Origin of the sequence: Mycobacterium sp. 663a-19, assembly GCF_035616495.1 — a bacterium.
Classification (GTDB): Bacteria; Actinomycetota; Actinomycetes; order Mycobacteriales; family Mycobacteriaceae; genus Mycobacterium.
Map to the genome: position 1 here is coordinate 315,164 of NZ_JAPJAV010000004.1, position 19,780 is coordinate 334,943.

Genomic DNA, 19,780 nt, shown 5'->3' on the forward strand with positions numbered 1-19,780 from the left:
ACTACGTACGTAGGGCGCGCGCAGCGCCTGAATCCGGTCAGAACGGCGGTGGGTCGTCGTCGGTTTGGGGTGGGGCGGGTCCGACGAAGCTGACTGGCTGTTCGCGCCGGGCCGTGCGGGCTTCGCGATTGTGGTTGCGTTCGGTGGCGATGCGGTAGGCGCGGTCTTGGGCGCGGGTGCGGCGTCGTTTGGGCATCATCGCGGTGCGCTCGGCGCAGTAATCGGGCGGCGGGTCGGCTTCGACGGCGGCGAACCCGCCGACCGCGCGGCACAAACTCGGGAACAGCAGCGCGCTGCCCGGGGTGGTGACATAGGTGTGCCCGGTCGGTGCGGTCAGGATCAGCGTGCCGTCGGGCAGTTGCTGTTCGGCCCAGCCCAGGAAGGTCTTCACCAAATGATGGGTTCTGCAGTAGCACTTCAGGTTTGACGCATGCGTGGGCCCGCCCTGGCTGTAGGGGATGGTGTGGTCGAGATCGCACCCGGCGGCCGGAGCATCACAACCGGGCCAGCGACACGTCAAATCCCGGCACCGCACAAAATCGGCCAACGCCGTCGATGGCACATAGCCGTCCTCCGGGGGCGCGTCGCCAGGGTGGATCAGCGGCACCAGTTTCGCCGACTTGGCCAGTTCCTCGACGAGTTCGGGCGGGATCAGCCCATCAGTGCCCACCTCCGACGCCGGTGGACCGCCGCCGTCGAGGGTGGCTTGCTCGGCGATCATATGAATCACCACCGGGCCAGCCGCGGGCCGCTTTCCGGCTCCACAGTCGGCTCTCCCGCACCGACAGCCCAGTCGGTCAGCCCCGGCGGCCAGCGCCCCCAGCGCGTCGGCGCGGCGCTGCTCACGGGTGCGCGGATCATGCTCACACACCGTGGCCGCCAACGCATCCAACCGTTTGTCCAGCGCATGAGCATCCGGGGTGAACAAATGGCCTTCGATCTGCGAGATGCCCTCGCCGGCATCGGTAATCCAGATTTGCCGGTCGATCTGGCGCTGCCGGCGTCGGCGCACCGCATCGGCATCGGCGCGGGCCACGATCTTGTCCACCTGGGCGGCCAGCCGGCCCTGCGTCATCGACGGCCAGCGCACCACGCTGGCCGCCAACGTGGCATCGACCGCCGCGAGCACCCCGTCATCGGTGATCAAATCGGTGCGATACACCAAGGTCTGAAACATCCGATAGTCGATATCCCCGGCGCTGAAAACCTCGCCCACCCGCGGCAGGCGCTCGCGCATCGCGCGGGCATAGCGCAACCGGCTCGCGGCCAGACCCTGGCTGATCCGCAACGCCGCGCCCACCTCGGCGGCCACGGCCTCCATCGTGTCGATCGCCCACTCATCGGACTCCGAACACCGCGAGAGTCGATAACCGAACAACCGCCCGATCGCCTCCAACTGCGCGGCCGCGGCCCGGTTCTCGGCCCGCGCGGCCGCACCGATCTGGTCAATCAGCGCCGCCGACTCCGCAGTCCTCGACGGATAACGCCGCTCGAACAGCTCATCGAGCCTGGCGATCGCCTCGGGATCCACTCGGGTTTCGAACATGCATTCGATTGTGGCAGAGGGGTCTGACACGACGGGCGTCGCCGCTTTAGCCTGACGGAATGCGGATCGCCGCGCTGATTGCCCTGTCGTTGCTGATCGCCGGATGCTCCCACGGGGGTGGTGGCCGGCCGGGTCAGACGCAGACGAGCGGAGCGCCGCCGGGCCCGTCCGCCGCCGCTCCCCCGTCGGGCAAACCGCCGGCGCCGTCGACCGCAACGGCAGCCGGGGCGGCGATCTCCGACGTCATCGCGTGGATCGAGGCCGGTCACCCCGCCGATCCCGGCCGCTACCACACGGCGACGCGCGACGGCGTCGCCACACCGTTGGGCAACGACATCGCCTTCACCGCCGCGGCCGGGAAAGTCGCGTGCATGACGGATTCCAAGCACACCGGCAACGCGCTGTCCTGTCTGGTCGACCTCGCCAATCCCCCGGCCCGGCCCGAGACGGCCTACGGCGAATGGAAGGGCGGCTGGGTCGACTTCGACGGGACGAACCTGCAGATCGGGTCGGCCCGTGGCGACCCGGGTCCGTTCGTCAGCGGCAACGGGCCCGAGCTGGCGAACGGGGACTCGTTGTCATACAACGACAATCGCTGTCGCTCAGACCAGGCCGGCGTGGTCTGCGTGAACTACGCCCACCAGTCGGCGGTGCGGTTCGCCGCCACCGGCGTGGTGCCGTTCGGCTGCCTTCGGTCGGTGCCGCCGCCCGACGGGGTCGGCGCCGCGTTCAGCTGTCCATGATCGTCGCGAACAGCTCGCTCATCTCGTCGGCAGGTCCGCCGGGCACGGTGTGGCCGGCTTCGTCGCGGATCTCGTCAAGATGGTCGCGCACATCCTCGATGGACAGCCCGGGGTTGTGGAAACCCTTTGTCCTGCCGATGAAGAAGCGCGCGACGTGCCCGGCGCCGACGGTGTAGATCTCCCCGGAAACCGGGCAATCCCGGTGGGCCAGGAAGGCCACCACGGGAGCCACCAGCGCCGGGTCGAGCCGCTGAAGGTATTGGCCCACAAGGTCATCGAGCATGGCCTGCGCCGCCTCGTCGTCCTGCCGGCCGGCGCGTTCGACTTCGCGCGCAAGCATCCGGGTGTAGGCGATCGGCGCGACGGCGTTGACCTTGATGTCGTGCTCGGCCCCTTCGGCGGCCAGCACCCGTGTGAGGCCGATCAGACCCGTCTTGGCCGCGCCGTAGTTGCTCATCCGTTCGGCGCCGAGGATTCCGGCGGCCGAGCAGGTGTTGACCACCCGGCCATACCGCCGCTCGCGCATGACCTTCCACGCCGGACGGGTCACGTAGAACGCGCCCTTCAGGTGCACGTCCAGCAGCGGCTCGAGCCGGTCGGCGGTCATGTCCTCGAACGGGGCGTCGCGCACGATTCCCGCGTTGTTGACCACGATGTCCACCCGGCCCCAGGTTTCGAGCGCGGCATCGATGATCGCCTGTCCGCCTTCGGGAGTCGTCACGCTGTGGGTGTCGGCAACGGCCGCGCCGCCGCGCCGGCGAATCTCGTCGGCAACGGCGTCCGCCGGCCCGCTGTCCGAGCCGCCGCCCGTCACCGACCCGCCCGTGTCGTTGACGACGATGCGTGCCCCGCGCGAGGCGAGCAGCAGCGCGTACTCCTTGCCCAATCCCCCGCCGGCACCGGTGATCACGGCGACCTGCCCGTCGAATCGCAGCTCGTTGGTCACCAGCTGACCGGCAGCTCTTTCATTCCGTAGATATTGGACACCTTGAAGCTCAGCCGATCCGGCGATACCGCCAACGTCAGCCCGGGCAGTCGCCGCGCCAGTGTGGTGAACGCCACCTGCATTTCGACGCGCGCCAGGTTTGCCCCGATGCATTGGTGCACGCCGTAGCCAAAGCCCAAGTGCCCGCGCGTGTTTCGGTTGACATCGAACGCTTCCGGGTTTTCCACGAATTCTGGATCCCAGTTGCCGGCGGGCAGGTTCATCATGACGAATTCCCCGGCGCGGATCAGCTGACCTCCGATCGTTAGGTCTTCGGTGGCCACGCGATCGACCTGACTGTGCACGATGGTGAGGTAGCGCATCAGCTCCTCGACGGCGTTCGCGACGACGGCGGGATCGTCGGTCCGCCCGAGCCGCTCGAACACGTCGGGATGTGCAAGCAGCGCAACCGTTCCCAACGAGATCATGTTGGCGGTGGTTTCGTGGCCGGCCTGCATCATGATCACACTGCTCATGGCCGTAGTCGCATGGTCGAGCTGGCCCGTCGCCACGTATTCGGTGACGAGGCGGCTGATCAGGTCGTCGCCGGGTTCGCGTTCCTTGCGCTCCACCAACTCCTCGATGTAGGCGTACATCGCCCCAAAGGCCTGGCCCCTCTCCTCGTCGGAGGACCTCTGGTCCAACCCCACGGTGGTGTGGTGCTGGAACAGCCCGAGGTCTTCGGGCGGCACTCCCAGCAGCAGCGCGATCACCAATGACGGTACCGGCAAAGCGAATTCGCGCACCAGATCGGCCGGCGCACCGTTGGCGACCATCTGGCCGAGGTAGTGGTCGACGATCTGCTGGATTTGCGGCCGCATGGCTTCGCAACGCCTGAAGGTGAAGTTGCTTGTCATCATGCGCCGCAATCGATGATGCTCGGGATCATCGGTCCGGGCGAACATCACCGGAACCTTGTTGTCGGCGTCCTTCGGCATGATCGAGTCAGAAATGGTCTTCGCGGACAGTCGCGGATCGACCAGCGCCGCCCTGATGTCCTGGTAGCGGCTCACCACCCAGACGGGGTTGCCCTGGAACGTCGCCTTTCGGAGCCCGGGCTGGTCTCGCCAGTTCGCGAATTCGGGTGGTGGCGCGAGCGGGCAGTGCGCAGCGCGCGGGACGGGCAGCACAGGAAGATCGACGTCCGGTCGGAACTCGGAAGTTGTTGACATCACCGGCATTTCCGTGTAAGTGGCAGATAGCTGTCAATTACATGAGCGTAGAACCCGGCCGACTGACAGTCAACCGTCAGTTAGGCTGTCACCATGACCGCGGTTGAGGACCGGCCGTTGCGCGCGGACGCGGCACGCAACGTCGAGCGGATTCTGCGCGCAGCGCGGGACGTCTACGGCGAGTTCGGGCCCGATGCACCGGTGGAGGCGGTCGCGCGCCGGGCGGGCGTCGGTGAACGAACGCTCTACCGTCGGTTTCCGACGAAGGCCGACCTGGTCCGCGCCGCCCTGGACCAGACCGTCGCCGACGATCTCATCCCGGCGATCGAGGAAGCCCGCCGCAGTGCCGACCCGCTGCGCGGCCTCGGCCGGCTGATCGAAGCCGCGATATCGCTCGGCGCCCGCGAGCGCAACCTGCTGACCGCGGCGCACCGGGCCGGATCGCTGACCGCCGACATCTCGGACTCGCTGAACGAGGCGCTCGGCGAGCTGGTCCGCCGTGGCCAGCAGGCTCGCGTCGTCCGCGCCGATTTGGTGGCCGACGATCTACCGCGTTTGATCGCGATGCTCTATGGGGTGCTGCCGACGATGGATTCGGCCAGCGATGGCTGGCGGCGATACGTCGCCCTCATTCTCGATGCGATATCGGACTCGGAGAGACAACCGCTGCCCTCTGCGCCCGCCCTTCGTTTTGCCGAGCCGAGCAGCTGGCGGGTGTGACCGGTCTAGTTGATGGTGACACCGGCGTCGACCTTGAACTGCAGGCCCGTCACGTATCTGGACTCATCGGAGAGTAGGAACAGCACCGCGTTGCTGACGTCGACGGGCTCCACGGCCGGCGTGGGCATCGCATTGACGAAGATGGGGATCAGGTCCGACCGTTGCTCGCCCAGCAGGGCTCCGAACGACGGCGGAATCATGCCGGTAGGGCAGCCCGTCGGAAGCACAGCATTGACCCGCACGTTCTGGGCGGCCAATTCGTTGGCCAACGCCAGCGTCAAGCCCACGACACCATACTTCGCGGCGGTGTAAGGGGTTTGCAGCGGAAAACCTTTGACGGCGCCCGCCGAACTGATGTTCACCACGCTGCCGCCTCCCTGTTCGAGCAGATGGGGAATCGCGGCCGCGCAAGTGTTCCACACGCCAATGAGGTTCACGTCCACCACGGTGCGCCAGTCTTCGACGGTCGTTTTGTCCCACGGCGCGATCGTCAACACACCGGCGTTGGCCACCGCCCCGTCCAGCCCCCCGAGTTCGCCGACGCCGTCGTCGACCGCCTTGCGCAACTGTTCACCATCCCGGACGTCGACGACATAACTGACACAGCGACGACCGATTTCGTCGACCATCCGTGTTGTTTCGTCGAGATCTTCCCTTGCGGCCAAGGGATATTCGATCTGCGGAAGGGACTGGCAGATGTCGACCAGGATCAGATCCGCACCCTCCTGCGCGAGCCGCAGCGCATGGCTGCGCCCCAGACCGCGGCCGGCGCCGGTGATCAGAATGCGTTTACCGGCGACGCGCACCTAACGCTCGTTCCACATCAGGCCGCGCATCGTCGCGGACAACGGGATGTCCTCCACACCGATCAGCCCCGAGGGCGCGCGGCACACCCAATCGATCGCGTTGACGGCCCGGCCCGCCGTCGAGATGCAGCCGGCATCGGTGGAATCGAGAACCGGGTGCGAAACGTGCGTGTTGATCTCCACCCGCGGCTCGCCCTCCACCACGACGCGGTGTACGCCGGTGTGCCCGTCGGGCGGGTACTCCCAGTCGGGCGCGGCGGCCGTTGTCAGCCTGGTGACGTGCTCGAGGGTGATCACCGGTTCGCCGTCGCGCACACCCTCGGTGGCAAACCGAACGGCGGCCATTTGCCCCGGCTCCACCGTCATCATCGTGCAGTCGATGCGCTCCGGTGTGAACCAGCGTTCGGTGCGCTGCCGAACATCGTCGAGTTCGATGCCGAGATTGTCCGCCAGGCTGCGCACCTGACCGCCCCACATCGACACGATCACACCGGGCAGGAACATCATCGCCGGCTCGTCGTCGGCGGTGGTTCCGAACCCCATTGCGGCACCGGTGAACTCGGCGTCGTCGTAGTTGCCGTAGTCGAAGATCTCCTGCACCGTGATCGACGAGACGCGGGTGGTCAGGCTGACCGCCGAGTGCACGAGGGTGTCGCCGGAAAAGCCGGGGTCGATGCCGTTGACGTAGAGCGAGGTGTTGCCGGCCGCACAGGCTTGTTCGAGCGGCACCCGGAGCCAGTCTTCGGCGTGGCGAGGGGTGACCAGCCAGACCATCGATGTACCAACGACGTTGGTGCCGGCGGCCAGGAACTTGGCCATCTGGTCGATAGCCTGCATCGGCCTCGTCTCGCCCTGCGCTGTGTAGACGACGCAGTCTGCGCCGAGGCCGACCAGGGCGTCGACGTCGTCGATGGCGATGATGCCGGTCGGTTTGTCCAAACCGCACAGCTGCGCCGCGTCCCGGCCGATCTTCTCGGAGCTCGCGGCATGCACGCCGACCAGCTCGAGATCGGGTCTGCCGATGATCGCCCGCAACGAATGCCGCCCAACGTTGCCGGTCGAGAATTGAATCACTCTGCGCACTGGTAGCCCTCAGTAGTCCGGTATCGGCAGCGGCGAATTGTTCGAGTCGATGCCGCCGTCGACGTGAAAGATCGCGTTCGTCGCATAACAATCGCGCGTGCAAAGGTACACCGTCAGCCTCCCGAGATCCTCGACGTCGCCCAGACGATGCAGCGGCGTGGCCTCTTTCATCTTTTCCAGCGACCCCGGCATCAGGTCCAGGCTGCTCTGCAGACCGTCGGTGGCGAACGAACCAAGCGCGATGGCGTTGACGCGAATCTTCGGCGCGAGCTCCTGGGCCATGGCACGCGTCAGGGCTTCGAGGCCGCCCTTCGCGACGCAATACGCGGTCAGCGCCCGAATCCCGAACCGGGCCGAACCCGACGAGATGTTGACGATGGAACCGCGCCCGGCATCGAGCATGTGCGGGGCCACCAGCTGACTCATGATGAAGGCGGACGTCACGCACCAGTCGAAGGTATGCCGGAAATCTTCGTCGGTGATGTCCAGGAACCGCGCGTAGGTGGAGCCACCGACATTGTTGACGAGAATGTCGATGCGGCCGAATCGTTCCATGGCGGTGTTCACGACGCGCTCGCCATCGGCACGACTCATCGCGTCCGCGACCAGCGCCAGTCCCTTGCCACCGGCATCCTCGATGCCCTTGATCGAGCCGACGATTTCGGACTCGGTGCGAGCGGTCCCGACAACCGTGGCGCCGGCCTCCGCCAACACCCGGGCGATGCCCGCCCCGACACCGCGCCCGGCGCCCGTGACGATCGCGACCTGTCCGTCCAGCCGGAACTGTTCCAACGCCATGCCGGGCTCCCTCGGCCGAGTGATGTGTGCGCCGTTCACTGTAAGAATGCAACCTGACTAAAGTCAATGAAATCATGGGGTCCGGGTTGGCGTCGCCGTGGTGTAACGTAACGATGCTCAAGGCATACAAGCTTTTCTAGCGGACGCACGTCATAATGGCTCAAGTGCCCTCGGAACTCTCACATGAGTCGGGTCAACAGTTAGGAACGAGATGGCTGTGACGGACAGGTTGTCTGCACGGGAGGCAAAGCGCCTGCAGACGAGGGAGCGATTGATGGGCGCCGCGATCGCCGAGTTCGCCAGGGCCGGAATGGCCGAGGCTGACGTCAGCGCGATTGTGGCTGCGGCGGGGGTCGCCCACGGAACCTTCTTCTTCCACTTCCCCACCAAGGAGCATGTTCTGCTGGAGCTGGAGCGCCGCGAAGAGGACCGCATCGCCAAGCAGTTCGCGCAGTTCCTGAAGTCCAAGCACGATCTCGCGGCCGCTTTACACGAGGCCGTCCGCCTGGTGGTCGGGCTGGAACGTCGACTGGGCGATCGGCTGTTCAATGACTTTCTCGCGCTGCACTTCTCCCAAACCCGTCCACCCGTCGAGGACGGCACCGATCACCCCTTGATCGTGTTGGTCGCCCAGGAGATCGCGCTTGCTCGCGAACGCGGCGAGACGGATCCGCAAGTCAATCCCATGAACAGCGCGGTGTTCTTCCTGCTGGGTCTCTACTCCCTGTTGATCACCACAAGCCACTGGCCGACCGGCCATGATCTGCTGGAGGACTACGTCGCGAGGACATTGCGAAGCATGGCGCCCTGAGTCACTAGCGCACCAGGCCGCGCAACGGCACCAGCCCGAGCTCCCTGTGGGTGAGGAACCCCGGCGGAGCCTCGCAGACGGCCGGAACCGTGTTCGCCGGACCCATCGCGGTCCAGGTGTAGCCCGGCTTGGGGTAATTGCCCTGCGGATCGGCCGGCGCCTGGAGGATCAGCTCGGTGGGCTCATCGCCCTCGATCACGATGCGGTAATGATAGTGCCCGCCCCAATCGGGCTGCGGCTCAATGGCATCGTATTCGTCCATCGTGTACATCTCGTGGAAGGTGATGAGCGGCTTGTTGTCGACCCACGTCGTCCACTTGTGATGCTGGGAGGCGACGGTGCCCTTCTTGATCACGCCTCTGAAGCCCGGCATGTCACTTGTCGGCCCCCCTTCGTAGGGGATGTCACGAATCGCCGTCCCCAGTTCGACGTCCGTGGTGTACTTTTCGACCGTCTTCCCTAAGCCCTCCACCACCATCGCCATCGATTGCGCGAACAAGGGCCACGCGTTTCCCAGCAGATTCGGCCCGGCCAAGAACTCTTCGGGATCGCTCCCCATCCCCATCTCGTGCAGGTACTTCAACGTGTCCTTGCCGAAATTCACCACCTCGTAGATGTGGATGGCGTCGATCCGGCTGACGATTCTGGCCAGCGTCAACACGAGCAGGTCCCCGGCGAAACCCGGGTTGACACCCCCCGCGTGGAACGAGGTACCGCCCTCGCGGCAGGCGGCGTCGATCTTGTCGATGTCGGCCTTGCTGTGTTCGGTTCGATACCACCACGCGCCACCCGAGGCGACGACGTTCTTGCCGCCGCGCAGCAGGCGACAGACCTCGTCGGGGTCGGACCACAGCGGCGCGTAGAAGACGCAATCGGCGTCCAGCGCTTCGATCGCCGCCTTGTCGGTGGTGGCGAGCACCCCGATCGGCGCGGTGCCGACGAGCTCACCGGCGTCCTTACCCACCTTTTCCGGCCGATTGCAGAGCACCCCGACCACCTCGAAGGCGGGGTTATGGGCAAAATGGCGCAGCGCCACCGTTCCGACATTGCCCATGCCCCACTGGATTACGCGATACTTCTTCTCGGCCGGCGATTCGAGCGTCATCGCTACTCCTCTGCATACACCCACAGCGTCATGACGCGGCTGAGCGCCCGCTGAGCGTAGGCGCTGCGCGACGTGAGTGTCAACGATTCAGCGCCTGACTGTTGTCAGTAGTAGCAGGCCGGCCTGACTCGGAAATCTCTGTCAGGGAGCCATAAGCACGGCCCACCGCGCTGCTCCGGCGTGCTCTTATGCTGACTACAGTCAGCCTGTTATAGTGCTCGCACCTGTTTGATCTTCGATGACGGGGAGGGTTTGTGAATCCGTCGAAGCTGCAACAGCGCGGCTCTGCGCTGCCGGGGCTGGCGCTCGACGCGCACACGGAGCAATCGCAGCTGGCCCAGCGCCGGGCGGACAAATGGCTCATTTCCGGCAGCCTCCTGATCGGGACGGCGGCGTTGGGCGTCTTCGGGCTGCCGCTGTTCCTCTGGGGTGTGCGGTTGCTGCGCCGGGCGCAGCGGGATGGGCTCTCGGTCCGGCCGATGCTGGTCACGTTGCTCGGTTACCTCGTCATCATCGACGCGGCCATCAACACCGTGGGATGGGCGCTTGACCTGGTGGCAAACCACACCCTGCTGGCCCGCGTGCTGTTGAACGGCTGGGGCAACATGTTCGACGCGGGCTACTTCTGGCACTACAACGAGCTGTGGGTCGGCGGCGCGGCCGGCCCCGGCGAAAAGGCCTGGGAGGTCGGCCTCATCCTGACCGTCTTCACCATGCGCATCGCCGCCGCCATCGGCTTCCTGCAGATGAAGCGCTGGGGCCACCAGTGGATGATCGTCACCTGCTGGATGGGCGTGGTGATCTGGATCGGCTACGTGTTCAACATGACGATGTTCGCCGACGTGCGCTTCGCCGGCGTCGTGTTGCCGGTCGTCGGCTGGTGGCTCTACGACATCTTCTACATCACCCCCTTCCTCGCCATCCCGTACCTGCACACCGTCAACCGCGAAATGTTCACCGACTGAATACCTTTGATGAGGAGGTCAGATGGGCTATGTCTGGGAGATCCTGCGCTACGTCGCCGCGTGGGGCGGCACCGGCCTGATCATCTGGTTCTGGTATTGGCTGTTCTCCAACATCGGCACGTTTTGAGCGCGGCCAATGACTGAACGTTCCCATGCGGATGCGATGACGCTCGAGCGAAGCTGCGCCGTGACGGCGGTCGCGCTCAGTGAGCAACGTCGCGAGGGTGCCCGGCTCGTCACCGGCGAGCGCCGGGCCTTCGGTCTGAATGCCGCGCTCACCTTCGTTCATGTCCCCTACCCCGCCCCGTCCGGCTGGACACGCAGGACCCTGACATGCGGTGTGGCCCTGCAATGCTCGCCGTCGAAGGAGCGCGTCACCGCATATCGGCTGAACGAGCTGTCCGCTCGCGAGCTGCGGGCGCTCGCGATTGTCGAGGGCGGCGTCGCGCTTGGCTGGATAGCGTCGCGGTGGCCCGGCCTGCTACCCGAGCTGCAACGGCTACTGCCGGACTTCGATGCCCGGGCCGGGGACATGGACGCCGGCGAGATGCTCAACCGGGCGATCGCTTTGGCGGCCACCGGGCGGGCATTGACGGTTCATCCACTGCTGGGCAACCTGCCGCTGGCCTACACGGTGCCGCGGGGATGGACCGACAGATTGCGACGCAGCTTTGGCAGGATGCCATGGACCACAACGCAGCAGCGCCTGCCGCGGCCGTACTCGGTTCCCGTCGGTGGCGACGGCGGCGTCCGCAACCCCAACCTGCCGCCGCCGAGCCGACCGCAAGACAATGATTTGGACGTCACTCCACAACACCGGCCCGGGATCCCCTATCCCGAATGGAACGTGTGGACGCAGCGATTCATGCGCGACCACGTCGCCGTCGTCGAAACCGCAGACACCCGGCGCATCGGTCCTGCCGCGCCCGTGACCGTTGACGTGCGCAAGTGGTTCGAAGAGCACACCCATCGTGCGATGACAAACAGCCTCGAAGACGGCTCCGACCTGGATGTCGACCAATACGTCAGCCACTACATCGATCTGACGACCGGCGAGGCCAAGGAGCCGCGGATATTCCGCGACCTGCTGCCCAGCGGCCGCGACGTCACCACGGCTCTGCTGCTCGACGGCAGCTCGTCGCTGGGGGTGCACGGTGGGCGAATCTTCCGGCTGGAACTCGCCTGCGCCGACGCGCTGTCGCGTGCCATGACGCTGGCGCGCGAACGCCACGGCGTCTTTGTGTTCACGGGCAACACCCGTCATCGAGTCGAAGTGCACTGCCTGAAGGACTTCGAAGACCGCGGGTTCGTGAAGCCGAGCGGGCTGGGACTGTCCACCCGCGGATACACCAGACTCGGTGCGCCACTTCGCCATTTGACGAGCCGACTGCTGGCGCAGCCCTCCGAGCGGCGTCTGCTGATCGTGATCGGCGACGGTCTGATCTCCGACGAGGGCTACGAGGGCCGTTACGCCTGGGCGGATGCGGCACACGCCGTCGAGGAGGCCAACGATGCCGGTGTGTCGACGTACTACGTGGGCGTGGGACCGACGCAAGTCGATCCCCTCCCGGAGGTTTTCGGGCCGCGGCGGTCTCAACGGATTCGGCGGGTCGAGGAACTCCCGCGGGTGTTGGCCCATGTCCATCGGGAGCTGGTGGCCGCATGACGGATACCTATCTCGCAAACGGCAACGAGGTCCAGCTTTTCGAGCAGGCCTTCCATCGGCGGCTGCCCGTGATGCTCACCGGTCCGACCGGGTGCGGCAAGACGCGCTTCGTCGAGCACATGGGCGTGCTGTTGCGGCGGCCCGTCGTCACCATCAGCTGCCACGACGATCTCACCAGCTCCGATCTCGTCGGCCGCTTCATGGTGACCGGCGGCGACGTGGTGTGGACCGATGGCCCGTTGACGCGGGCCGTCAAGGCCGGCGCGATCTGCTACCTCGACGAGGTCGTCGAAGCCCGCCACGACTCGTTGGCGATCCTGCATTCGCTCACCGATCACCGGCGTTCGCTGTACCTGGACCGCGCCGGCGAGGTGGTGCAGGCGCCCGACGAGTTCATGCTGGTGTGTTCGTACAACCCGGCGTATCGCAGCTCGCTCAAGGAGCTCAAACCGTCGTTCCGGCAACGGTTCGTCACGCTCACGATGACCTATCTGCCGCCCGAACGCGAGGCCGAGGTGATCGTCGCCGAGGCCGGAATCCCCATGGCCGCGGCGCGACGGCTGGTCGGATGCGCCGTTGCGATCCGCACCGCCGACGAGGCCTTTCACTTCGAGCCTCCGTCGACCAGGGTGCTGGTCACGGCCGCACACCTGATCGCCTCCGGCGCAACCGAATTGGACGCGGCCGACGCATGCATACTCGCGCCGCTGAGCACCGACGACGCGGTCACCGACGGTCTGCGTGAGGTCGCGGCGGCCAGCCTGGCGACCGCACCCTAGAAAGGAGCAACGCATGGATCTGAAAGAGCGGAAACGTAAGCGGGCACTCATCGTCTTCCAGATATTCATCTACGGCTACCTGGCGGTGATGTTCGGCATCCAGCTGTACATGTCCTTCGCCCGCGGGTGGTGGAACTTGTGAAACCTGTTGTGGCGCAGCCGGCAAGCTCGGTCAGCTTCGAGGACCACCACGACGAATCCCGCCAGGCGCAGCGGCGTGCCGACAAGTGGATGATCGCCGGCGCCGCCCTGATGGGCATGTGGGCTCCGGGTCTGATCGGATTCCCCATCTTCATGCGTGGGGTCTGGCTGCAGCGCCAAGCCCTGCGCGCCGGCCTGTCGGTTCGGCCGATGATCGTGACCCTGATCGGTTACCTGGTCCTGATCGACGGAATGCTCAACAGCCTGGGCTGGGCCCTGGACCTGGTCGCCAACCACACGCTGATCAACCGCGTGCTGATGGTCGGGTGGGGCAACATGTTCGACGCGGGCTACTTCTGGCATTACAACGAGCTGTGGGTCGGCGGCGCGGCGGGACCGGGCGAAAAGGCCTATGTGGCGGGGCTGATCCTCACGGTGTTCTCCATGCGGGTGGCCGCGGCGATCGGGTTTTTGCAGATGAAGCGGTGGGGGCATCAGTGGATGGTGGTCACCTGCTGGATGGGCGTGGTGATCTGGTCGGCCTATGTGTTCAACATGACCATGTTCGCCGACGTGCGCTACGCCGGGGTGGTGTTCCCCGTCGTCGGCTGGTGGCTCTACGACATCTTCTACATCACCCCCTTCCTCGCGATCCCGTACCTGCACACCGTCAACCGCGAAATCTTCACCGACTGAACAGGTTTAGGAGCATTGCCATGACCGAATCCTCACCAACCAAGGCCGCGGATTCCGACGACCTCGAGCCGGGCACGACGCCGTACTACGCGCGGATGCACAAATGGATCAAGCGGGCCGTGTTGGTGTGCCTGGTCGCACTGGTGATCGAGGGCGCGTTCACGTTGCCGTTCATGGCGGTCTATTACGGCTACCCCACGCTCAGCCTCACCGAGATCTGCAGCGAGCTACTGAAGATCCGCTACTCCAACGACACGTTGGAGTGCAAGTACCCCTACCCACCCTTCGGTCCGCCTGAGGGCGCCGAGGGCAAGGCCACCGCGCAGGACGTGTGGGGCATTCAGCCGATACCGAAGTACCACCGGCTGGGCTTCCGCGAACTGGTCAGGATCCACAACGAAAGGCTCGCCCGCCAGGCGGCCCAACAGCACGCGACACCGCACCCATGACCTACCGCGTCGTTCAGTGGACGACGGGCAACGTCGGCAAGCGCTCGGTGCGGGCGATCGCCGCGAACCCGAACTTGCGGCTCGTCGGATGCTATGCGTGGTCCGACGACAAGATCGGCCGCGACGTCGGCGAGCTGTGCGGTATCGAACCGCTGAACGTGAAGGCCACCAACGACGTTGAGGCCCTGCTCGCGCTCGAGCCCGACTGTGTGGTCTACAACCCGATGTTCGCCGACGTCGACGAGCTGGTCCGCATCCTGTCCGCGGGCGTCAACGTGGTGTCCACGTCGGAGTTCGTCACCGGCCACTTCCTGGGCGACGGTCGGGAGCGCATCGCCGGGGCATGCGAAGCCGGCGGCTCCACCATCTTCGGCAGCGGCATCAACCCCGGCTTCATTCAGCTGCTGGCCATCGTGTCGGCCGGGCTTTCCGAACGCGTGGACAAGGTGTCCGTCGTAGAAGCCATCGACACCACGATCTACAACTCGCCCGCGACCGAGAAACCAATGGGCTTCGGCTATCCCATCGATCAGCCAGATCTCAAGGCCATGACCGCGAAGGGTTCGGGCATCTTCCGTGACGGCGTGTTGCTGATCGCCGACGCGCTCGGAGTGCAGCTCGACGAGGTGCGCTGCGACGCCGAGTACGCCCAGACCACCCAGGATCTTCAGCTGCCGGGTGACTGGACGATCCCGAAGGGCTGTGTGGCGGGGGTGGATGTCAGCTGGAACGGAATCGCCGGTGGCCGAGATGTCATCGAGATCCGTGGGCGCTGGCGCAAAGGCCAGACATTGGAACCGGATTGGCAGCTCGACATGGGCTACACGATCGAGGTGCAAGGCACGCCCACCATCAAGACGACGCTGAGTTTCCTTCCACCGCCGGACTTTCAGGGCGAGACGCTGGACGACTACATCATGATGGGTCTCACGATCGTCGCCATGCCGGCGATCACCGCGATTCCCGCCGTCGTCGCGGCCCGCCCTGGCATCGCCACCTACAACGACCTGCCCCTGCTGCTTCCGCGTGGAGTCCTGAGCGCCAACGCTTGAGAGGAAGACCTCGATGCCTGAAGAATCAGCCACACCGGACTCGTCGCCGCTGCTCCATCACGTCGTGTTCGCCGTGGCGCCGCATCGGCACGCGGACGTGACAAGAATGTTCACCGATCTCGGATTCGGTTTCGAGGACTTCGAATTGGCCGAGCTGGGCCTGCACGTGTGCCTGGACTGGAATCGCGGTATCGAGCTGATCAGCCCGATTCCGGGGTCGGCCGGGGCGGTGGCCGCGTCGGTGAACGAATTCCTCGAGCGTCACGGTGACGGCGTGTACACCGTGGTGCTGCGAGTTCCGGCTGCCTCGACGGCCGAAGCGGTCGCCGAGCGCTACGGGGCGACAACGCGCTTCCGGCAGAGCCTTGCCGGTAAGGGCTCCCATCTCGACGAGGTCGACCTGTCGGTGTTCGGCCTTCCGCTGACGTTTCTGGCGACGGACATCCCGTGATCGTCGACGGACCCGTCGGTGCGGCGAAGCCAAGTGTCTTCGAGGCCGGGCTACCGGTACTGGACTACGACGTCACGGACACGCCTCAGCAGATCTATCCCCAGTTTCGGGCGGCCCAGCGAGTGGCGCCCATCGCGCTGGGTCCCGTCGGGCCCGAGGTGCTTTCCTACGAACTTGCTCGAACGGTGCTGGGCGACCCGCGGTTCGGGATTCCCCCGGGCATTCACCTCACCGCGCACGGCGTGACGTCGGGTGAGCTGTGGGATCGGGTGGTGCGCAGCATCCTCTGCATGGAGGGCGCCGAACATCGTCGGCTGCGCGGCCTGGTGTCGAGGGCCTTTACCCCACGGGCGACCGCGCGCATGGACGAGACGATCCACGCCGTCATCGACGAACTCGCCGATACCGTTGTCGCGGAAGGGAGTTGTGAATTCGTCGAGGCGATCGCGCGCCCGTACCCGATCCCGGTCATTTGCGCCCTGCTGGGTGCGCCGCGGCAGGACTGGAAACTGTTCTCGAAATGGGCGGAGGACATATTCAAGATAGTCAGCTTCGACTGCAATCTCGCCGAGGAAGAGCCCAAGGTCCTGAAGGCCTGGGATGCCTTCGACGACTACATCGACGGGATGATCGCCGATCGGCGCAAGGCCCTGACCGACGACCTACTCTCCGAACTCATCCGGACCGAAGATCGCGGCGACCGGCTCGATGCCGGTGAAGTCAGGATGCTGGCGTTCAGCATCCTGCTGGCGGGAACCGACACCACCCGTACGCAATTGGCGGCCTCGATGCAAGTGTTGTGCGAGCACCCGGAACAGTGGGCGCTGCTTCGCGACAGGCCCGACCTCGGCATGAACGCCGTCGAGGAAACCATGCGCCACTCCCCGTCGATGTGCAGCACCCTGCGCAGCGTCACCGACGACGTCACGATCGGCGACTACACGTTCCCGGCCGGCACGTTCATCATCGTGAACACCTATGCCGCCAATAGAGATCCGTCCATCTACGACGACCCCACGCGTTTCGACATCACCCGCAACGATCCGCCGCCCATCCTGACGTTCGGCGGCGGGGCTCACTACTGCCTGGGCGCGAACCTCGCGAGGCGCGAACTCTCCGAGGCGCTCAAGATCCTTGCCCGCCGGCTGCCGAACCCACGGTGTGTCGAAAACCCGCCGTGGAGGCCGCTTCTCGGCATGAGCGGCCCCACCAGTTTGCACATCGAGTTCGCTCAGGGGGTCGGTGCTTCGAGCACGTGAATCTCGCCCGTCGTGCCGTCGACCTCGATGAGGGCGCCGGGCGGCAAAATCTTGGTGGCCCCCTGAACATCCACCACGCACGGGAAGCCGAATTCGCGGGCCACCACCGCCGCGTGTGACATCGGGCCGCCAAGCTCGGTCACCACGGCCGCGGCGTAGCAGAACGCGGCGGTGTAGCCGACATCGGTGACCTCGGCGACCAGGATCTCGCCGGGCTGCAGGTCGTCGATCGTCTCGGGCTGCACTATGCGGACGCGGCCCCGCACCCGTCCCCCGCAGACGCCGACACCGCGCAGGGTGTCCCCGCCGGCCAGGGCCGCCGACGTCGTTGCGGTCGGCTGCCAGCTGCCGCTGAACACCGTCGGCGGAACGACGGTGGCCAGCCTGCTCCGTTCGGCTCGGCGCCGGGCCACCAGACCCCCTACGTCCGCGGGGAGCGCATCCAGCTCGTCGACCAGCAGATAGAACACATCGTCGACGGTCTGCAAGACGCCGGCCTCGACCAACCTGCGCCCGTACTCGCGCATCAGGTTGCGCAGCACCCAGTTGGCCCGCACAACTTTGTCGCGACGGACTTCCCGATCGCGAAGTTGACGTCCGGCCAGGCGCGCAATGGGCTTGGCCCGCAGTGGGATCCGGGCGGGTTCCGGCTGCGGTGCGGGAGGTGCGCTCATCGCTCTGGCCACCATGCGTACCAGCAATTCGGGATCGTCCGCGTAGCTGCTCGACAGCATCTCGAGTTCGGCCGGGCCGCGATGCCCGATCAGCGCCAGCTCGGCCAGCACCGCGGCGTGAAACTCCGGCGCCTCGACCGCCAGCTTGCCCAGCCGCTCCCCCGGTTCGGCAAGCAGCGCCGTCACTTTCGGGTCGCGCTGTGCGGCGACCACCAACCGCTGCATCGCCTCGACCGATCGCGCACTGACCAGTTCCGGTCCCGCCGGCGCGGCGGTGTCTCGCCCGCACAAACCGCGCAACAACACGTTGAACGCGGCGCACAGCATGAACGAAGCCGATGCCAGCACCCAGCCGTGCACCACATCGTCACGCGCTAACGCGATCAGGCTCAGCAGCCGGCGATCGTCGAGCCGGGTGACGTCGTCGCCGGCCAGGCCTTCCAGGCGATCGACATCGGCGACGAACTCGTGGGTGTCGTCGGCCGACCCGGTGGACAGGCCGATCAGGTTGACTCCGAATACCCCGATATTGCGCACGGTCCGCAATTGCCTTCGCAGACGGCCGGTTTCGGAGCGTGGACGCTCCGCACCGAAGATGGGCAACGACGCCATGCTTGGGCCGAAGAATCCGCTATTGCTGACGATCGTCGCGGGTTTGGCGAACGGCACCGTCTCGGCCATGAAATGCGCCGAGGTGATGGCGCCGTACAGCCGGTTGGCGAACACCGCGACGGTTCGCATCGCGATCTCGCGCTGGATGACGCCGCCCGGTCGCAGCCGCTGGGCGATCGCCACGCCGCCGGCGCGCAGCCCGCGCACCGTCACCGAGGCCGATGCCGGAGAGAACGGGCCGGGCAATGCCTCCGACAAATTGGTGGCCAGAAAAGTGGGAAAGCGCGGATCGATCGGGGTGTCGAACTCCCCGTTATCCCCCGCCGGGCCAGCCCAATTGGGCTTCACGCCGTCCTCGCTCGGGGCGTCGACGGCGGGCAACTCCTGGACATTGGTCATCCGCCAGGGCAGCGACACCACCCGCTTGCCCACGGTGACCCGGCCCCGTACCGCGATGGCGAAATCCTCGACACACTCGGCGGAGTTCCACGCCGGTCGGAATTCCCACTGTTCGCGCAACCGCGCGGTATCCATGAACGGCGCGCTCTGCACGAGTTGCAGCTCGGCGGGTCGTATGCCCGACCGCACGATCGGGCGCCCGAGCGCCGCGGCAACCCGCCGGAAGGTCAATTCGCCCGGTGCGGCGAGATTGACCGGGCCGCTGCCGACTTCTGTGTCCACGATCGCACGATTGAACAGCCGAAGCGCGTCGTCGAGGTGGACAACCTGCATGCGCCGATCGACCGCCGCGGCGGGAAACGCCGGCAATGCCAACACCCGGCGCACCCAGTTGTCGACGCTGCGGCCAAGGATGAGCGCGGAGCGGATGACGACCCATTCCAGGTCCGAATCCTCGAGCAGCTGCTCGACGCGCGCCTTGTGCCGGCCGTCGGCAATGACGGGGGTTCTCGCGTCATGCTCGGTATTGGGCGCGTCTCCCCCGCCGTAGACGTGCGCCGACGACGGGAAAACGATGCGCCGCGTTCCGGATTCCGCCGTCGCCGCAAGGACGTTGAGCGTTCCACCGATATTGACCTGCTCGCTGTCGATTGCCCACGCGCAATGCGCGACGACCTCCGCACCGGCGATGGCGCGCTTGACCGCTTCCGCGTCGCGGATGTCCGCCTCGGCGAAATCGGCTACGGTCGGCCAGCTTTCGGGCCGATGCCGGGCGATTCCGACGACGTCATGGCCCTGGCTGAGCAGTCGGGCGGCGAGGCCGCGGCCGAGCACACCGCTGGCCCCGGTGACCCCGACTCTCACGGAC

At 66.2% G+C, this 19,780-nt stretch carries 20 protein-coding genes; 12 read left to right on the forward strand and 8 right to left on the reverse strand.

Going from position 1 to position 19,780, the window contains the following annotated elements; genetic code table 11:
* Positions 1 to 37: 37 nt before the first annotated feature.
* The gene (locus OQ968_RS10145) at positions 38 to 1,546 is read right to left on the reverse strand and encodes an HNH endonuclease signature motif containing protein (RefSeq protein WP_324677248.1); all 1,509 of its coding nucleotides are present in this window, start codon (positions 1,544 to 1,546) and stop codon (positions 38 to 40) included.
* Positions 1,547 to 1,605: 59 nt separating this feature from the next.
* On the opposite strand from OQ968_RS10145, the gene OQ968_RS10150 reads away from it, so the two are divergent.
* A complete protein-coding gene (locus tag OQ968_RS10150; protein ID WP_324677250.1) occupies positions 1,606 to 2,289 on the forward strand; it encodes a hypothetical protein in 684 nt (227 codons plus the stop codon).
* Here the strand turns inward: OQ968_RS10150 and OQ968_RS10155 are convergent.
* Positions 2,276 to 3,235 (reverse strand): SDR family NAD(P)-dependent oxidoreductase, encoded by a 960-nt coding sequence (locus OQ968_RS10155; protein ID WP_324677252.1) that lies wholly within the window; start codon positions 3,233 to 3,235, stop codon positions 2,276 to 2,278. The genes OQ968_RS10150 and OQ968_RS10155 overlap by 14 nt on opposite strands.
* On the reverse strand, positions 3,232 to 4,446 hold the full coding sequence (locus OQ968_RS10160) for a cytochrome P450 (RefSeq protein ID WP_324677255.1): 1,215 nt from the start codon (positions 4,444 to 4,446) through the stop codon (positions 3,232 to 3,234). Before OQ968_RS10160 ends, OQ968_RS10155 begins: the two co-directional genes overlap by 4 nt.
* 93 nt (positions 4,447 to 4,539) lie before the next feature.
* On the opposite strand from OQ968_RS10160, the gene OQ968_RS10165 reads away from it, so the two are divergent.
* Positions 4,540 to 5,166, forward strand: coding sequence for a helix-turn-helix domain-containing protein (locus tag OQ968_RS10165; protein ID WP_324677257.1), 627 nt, complete (start codon positions 4,540 to 4,542; stop codon positions 5,164 to 5,166).
* Between the two features lie 5 nt (positions 5,167 to 5,171).
* Here the strand turns inward: OQ968_RS10165 and OQ968_RS10170 are convergent, their stop codons facing one another.
* From OQ968_RS10170 to OQ968_RS10180, 3 genes are read right to left on the reverse strand one after another with little or no spacing between them, the layout of a single operon-like run.
* Positions 5,172 to 5,972: a mycofactocin-coupled SDR family oxidoreductase gene (locus tag OQ968_RS10170; protein ID WP_324677259.1), complete on the reverse strand. Its 801-nt coding sequence runs from the start codon at positions 5,970 to 5,972 to the stop codon at positions 5,172 to 5,174.
* Positions 5,973 to 7,055 (reverse strand): dihydrodipicolinate reductase, encoded by a 1,083-nt coding sequence (locus OQ968_RS10175; protein ID WP_324677261.1) that lies wholly within the window; start codon positions 7,053 to 7,055, stop codon positions 5,973 to 5,975.
* Between the two features lie 9 nt (positions 7,056 to 7,064).
* A complete protein-coding gene (locus tag OQ968_RS10180; RefSeq protein ID WP_324677263.1) occupies positions 7,065 to 7,853 on the reverse strand; it encodes an SDR family NAD(P)-dependent oxidoreductase in 789 nt (262 codons plus the stop codon).
* Positions 7,854 to 8,064: 211 nt separating this feature from the next.
* Here OQ968_RS10180 and OQ968_RS10185 point away from each other — a divergent pair, with 211 nt between their 5' ends.
* Positions 8,065 to 8,664: a TetR/AcrR family transcriptional regulator gene (locus OQ968_RS10185; RefSeq protein WP_324677264.1), complete on the forward strand. Its 600-nt coding sequence runs from the start codon at positions 8,065 to 8,067 to the stop codon at positions 8,662 to 8,664.
* A 4-nt stretch (positions 8,665 to 8,668) separates the two neighbouring features.
* Here OQ968_RS10185 and OQ968_RS10190 read toward each other — a convergent pair whose 3' ends face one another.
* On the reverse strand, positions 8,669 to 9,769 hold the full coding sequence (locus tag OQ968_RS10190) for a dihydrodipicolinate reductase (protein ID WP_324677266.1): 1,101 nt from the start codon (positions 9,767 to 9,769) through the stop codon (positions 8,669 to 8,671).
* A 269-nt stretch (positions 9,770 to 10,038) separates the two neighbouring features.
* Here OQ968_RS10190 and OQ968_RS10195 point away from each other — a divergent pair, with 269 nt between their 5' ends.
* The 9 genes from OQ968_RS10195 to OQ968_RS10235 all read left to right on the forward strand — a co-directional run bounded on the left by OQ968_RS10195 (position 10,039) and on the right by OQ968_RS10235 (position 17,227).
* Positions 10,039 to 10,734, forward strand: a complete 696-nt coding sequence (locus tag OQ968_RS10195; RefSeq protein ID WP_324677419.1) for a hypothetical protein — start codon at positions 10,039 to 10,041, stop codon at positions 10,732 to 10,734.
* 136 nt (positions 10,735 to 10,870) lie between these two features.
* Complete coding sequence (locus tag OQ968_RS10200) at positions 10,871 to 12,400, forward strand: MorD protein (RefSeq protein WP_324677268.1); 1,530 nt, start codon at positions 10,871 to 10,873, stop codon at positions 12,398 to 12,400.
* Positions 12,397 to 13,179, forward strand: a complete 783-nt coding sequence (locus OQ968_RS10205; RefSeq protein WP_324677270.1) for a CbbQ/NirQ/NorQ/GpvN family protein — start codon at positions 12,397 to 12,399, stop codon at positions 13,177 to 13,179. Before OQ968_RS10200 ends, OQ968_RS10205 begins: the two co-directional genes overlap by 4 nt.
* A gap of 13 nt (positions 13,180 to 13,192) precedes the next feature.
* The gene (locus tag OQ968_RS10210; RefSeq protein ID WP_324677272.1) at positions 13,193 to 13,321 is read left to right on the forward strand and encodes a hypothetical protein; all 129 of its coding nucleotides are present in this window, start codon (positions 13,193 to 13,195) and stop codon (positions 13,319 to 13,321) included.
* A gap of 89 nt (positions 13,322 to 13,410) precedes the next feature.
* Positions 13,411 to 14,016, forward strand: coding sequence for a hypothetical protein (locus OQ968_RS10215; RefSeq protein ID WP_420715883.1), 606 nt, complete (start codon positions 13,411 to 13,413; stop codon positions 14,014 to 14,016).
* Positions 14,017 to 14,036: 20 nt separating this feature from the next.
* Positions 14,037 to 14,465: a hypothetical protein gene (locus tag OQ968_RS10220; RefSeq protein WP_324677276.1), complete on the forward strand. Its 429-nt coding sequence runs from the start codon at positions 14,037 to 14,039 to the stop codon at positions 14,463 to 14,465.
* Positions 14,462 to 15,517 (forward strand): dihydrodipicolinate reductase, encoded by a 1,056-nt coding sequence (locus tag OQ968_RS10225; protein ID WP_324677279.1) that lies wholly within the window; start codon positions 14,462 to 14,464, stop codon positions 15,515 to 15,517. Before OQ968_RS10220 ends, OQ968_RS10225 begins: the two co-directional genes overlap by 4 nt.
* A gap of 13 nt (positions 15,518 to 15,530) precedes the next feature.
* Positions 15,531 to 15,968, forward strand: coding sequence for a hypothetical protein (locus OQ968_RS10230; protein WP_324677281.1), 438 nt, complete (start codon positions 15,531 to 15,533; stop codon positions 15,966 to 15,968).
* On the forward strand, positions 15,968 to 17,227 hold the full coding sequence (locus OQ968_RS10235; RefSeq protein WP_324677421.1) for a cytochrome P450: 1,260 nt from the start codon (positions 15,968 to 15,970) through the stop codon (positions 17,225 to 17,227). The genes OQ968_RS10230 and OQ968_RS10235 overlap by 1 nt, the downstream gene beginning before the upstream one ends.
* Here the strand turns inward: OQ968_RS10235 and OQ968_RS10240 are convergent.
* Positions 17,200 to 19,776, reverse strand: coding sequence for a sugar epimerase family protein (locus OQ968_RS10240; RefSeq protein ID WP_324677283.1), 2,577 nt, complete (start codon positions 19,774 to 19,776; stop codon positions 17,200 to 17,202). The two genes, OQ968_RS10235 and OQ968_RS10240, sit on opposite strands and share 28 nt — an antisense overlap.
* Positions 19,777 to 19,780 lie beyond the last annotated feature (4 nt).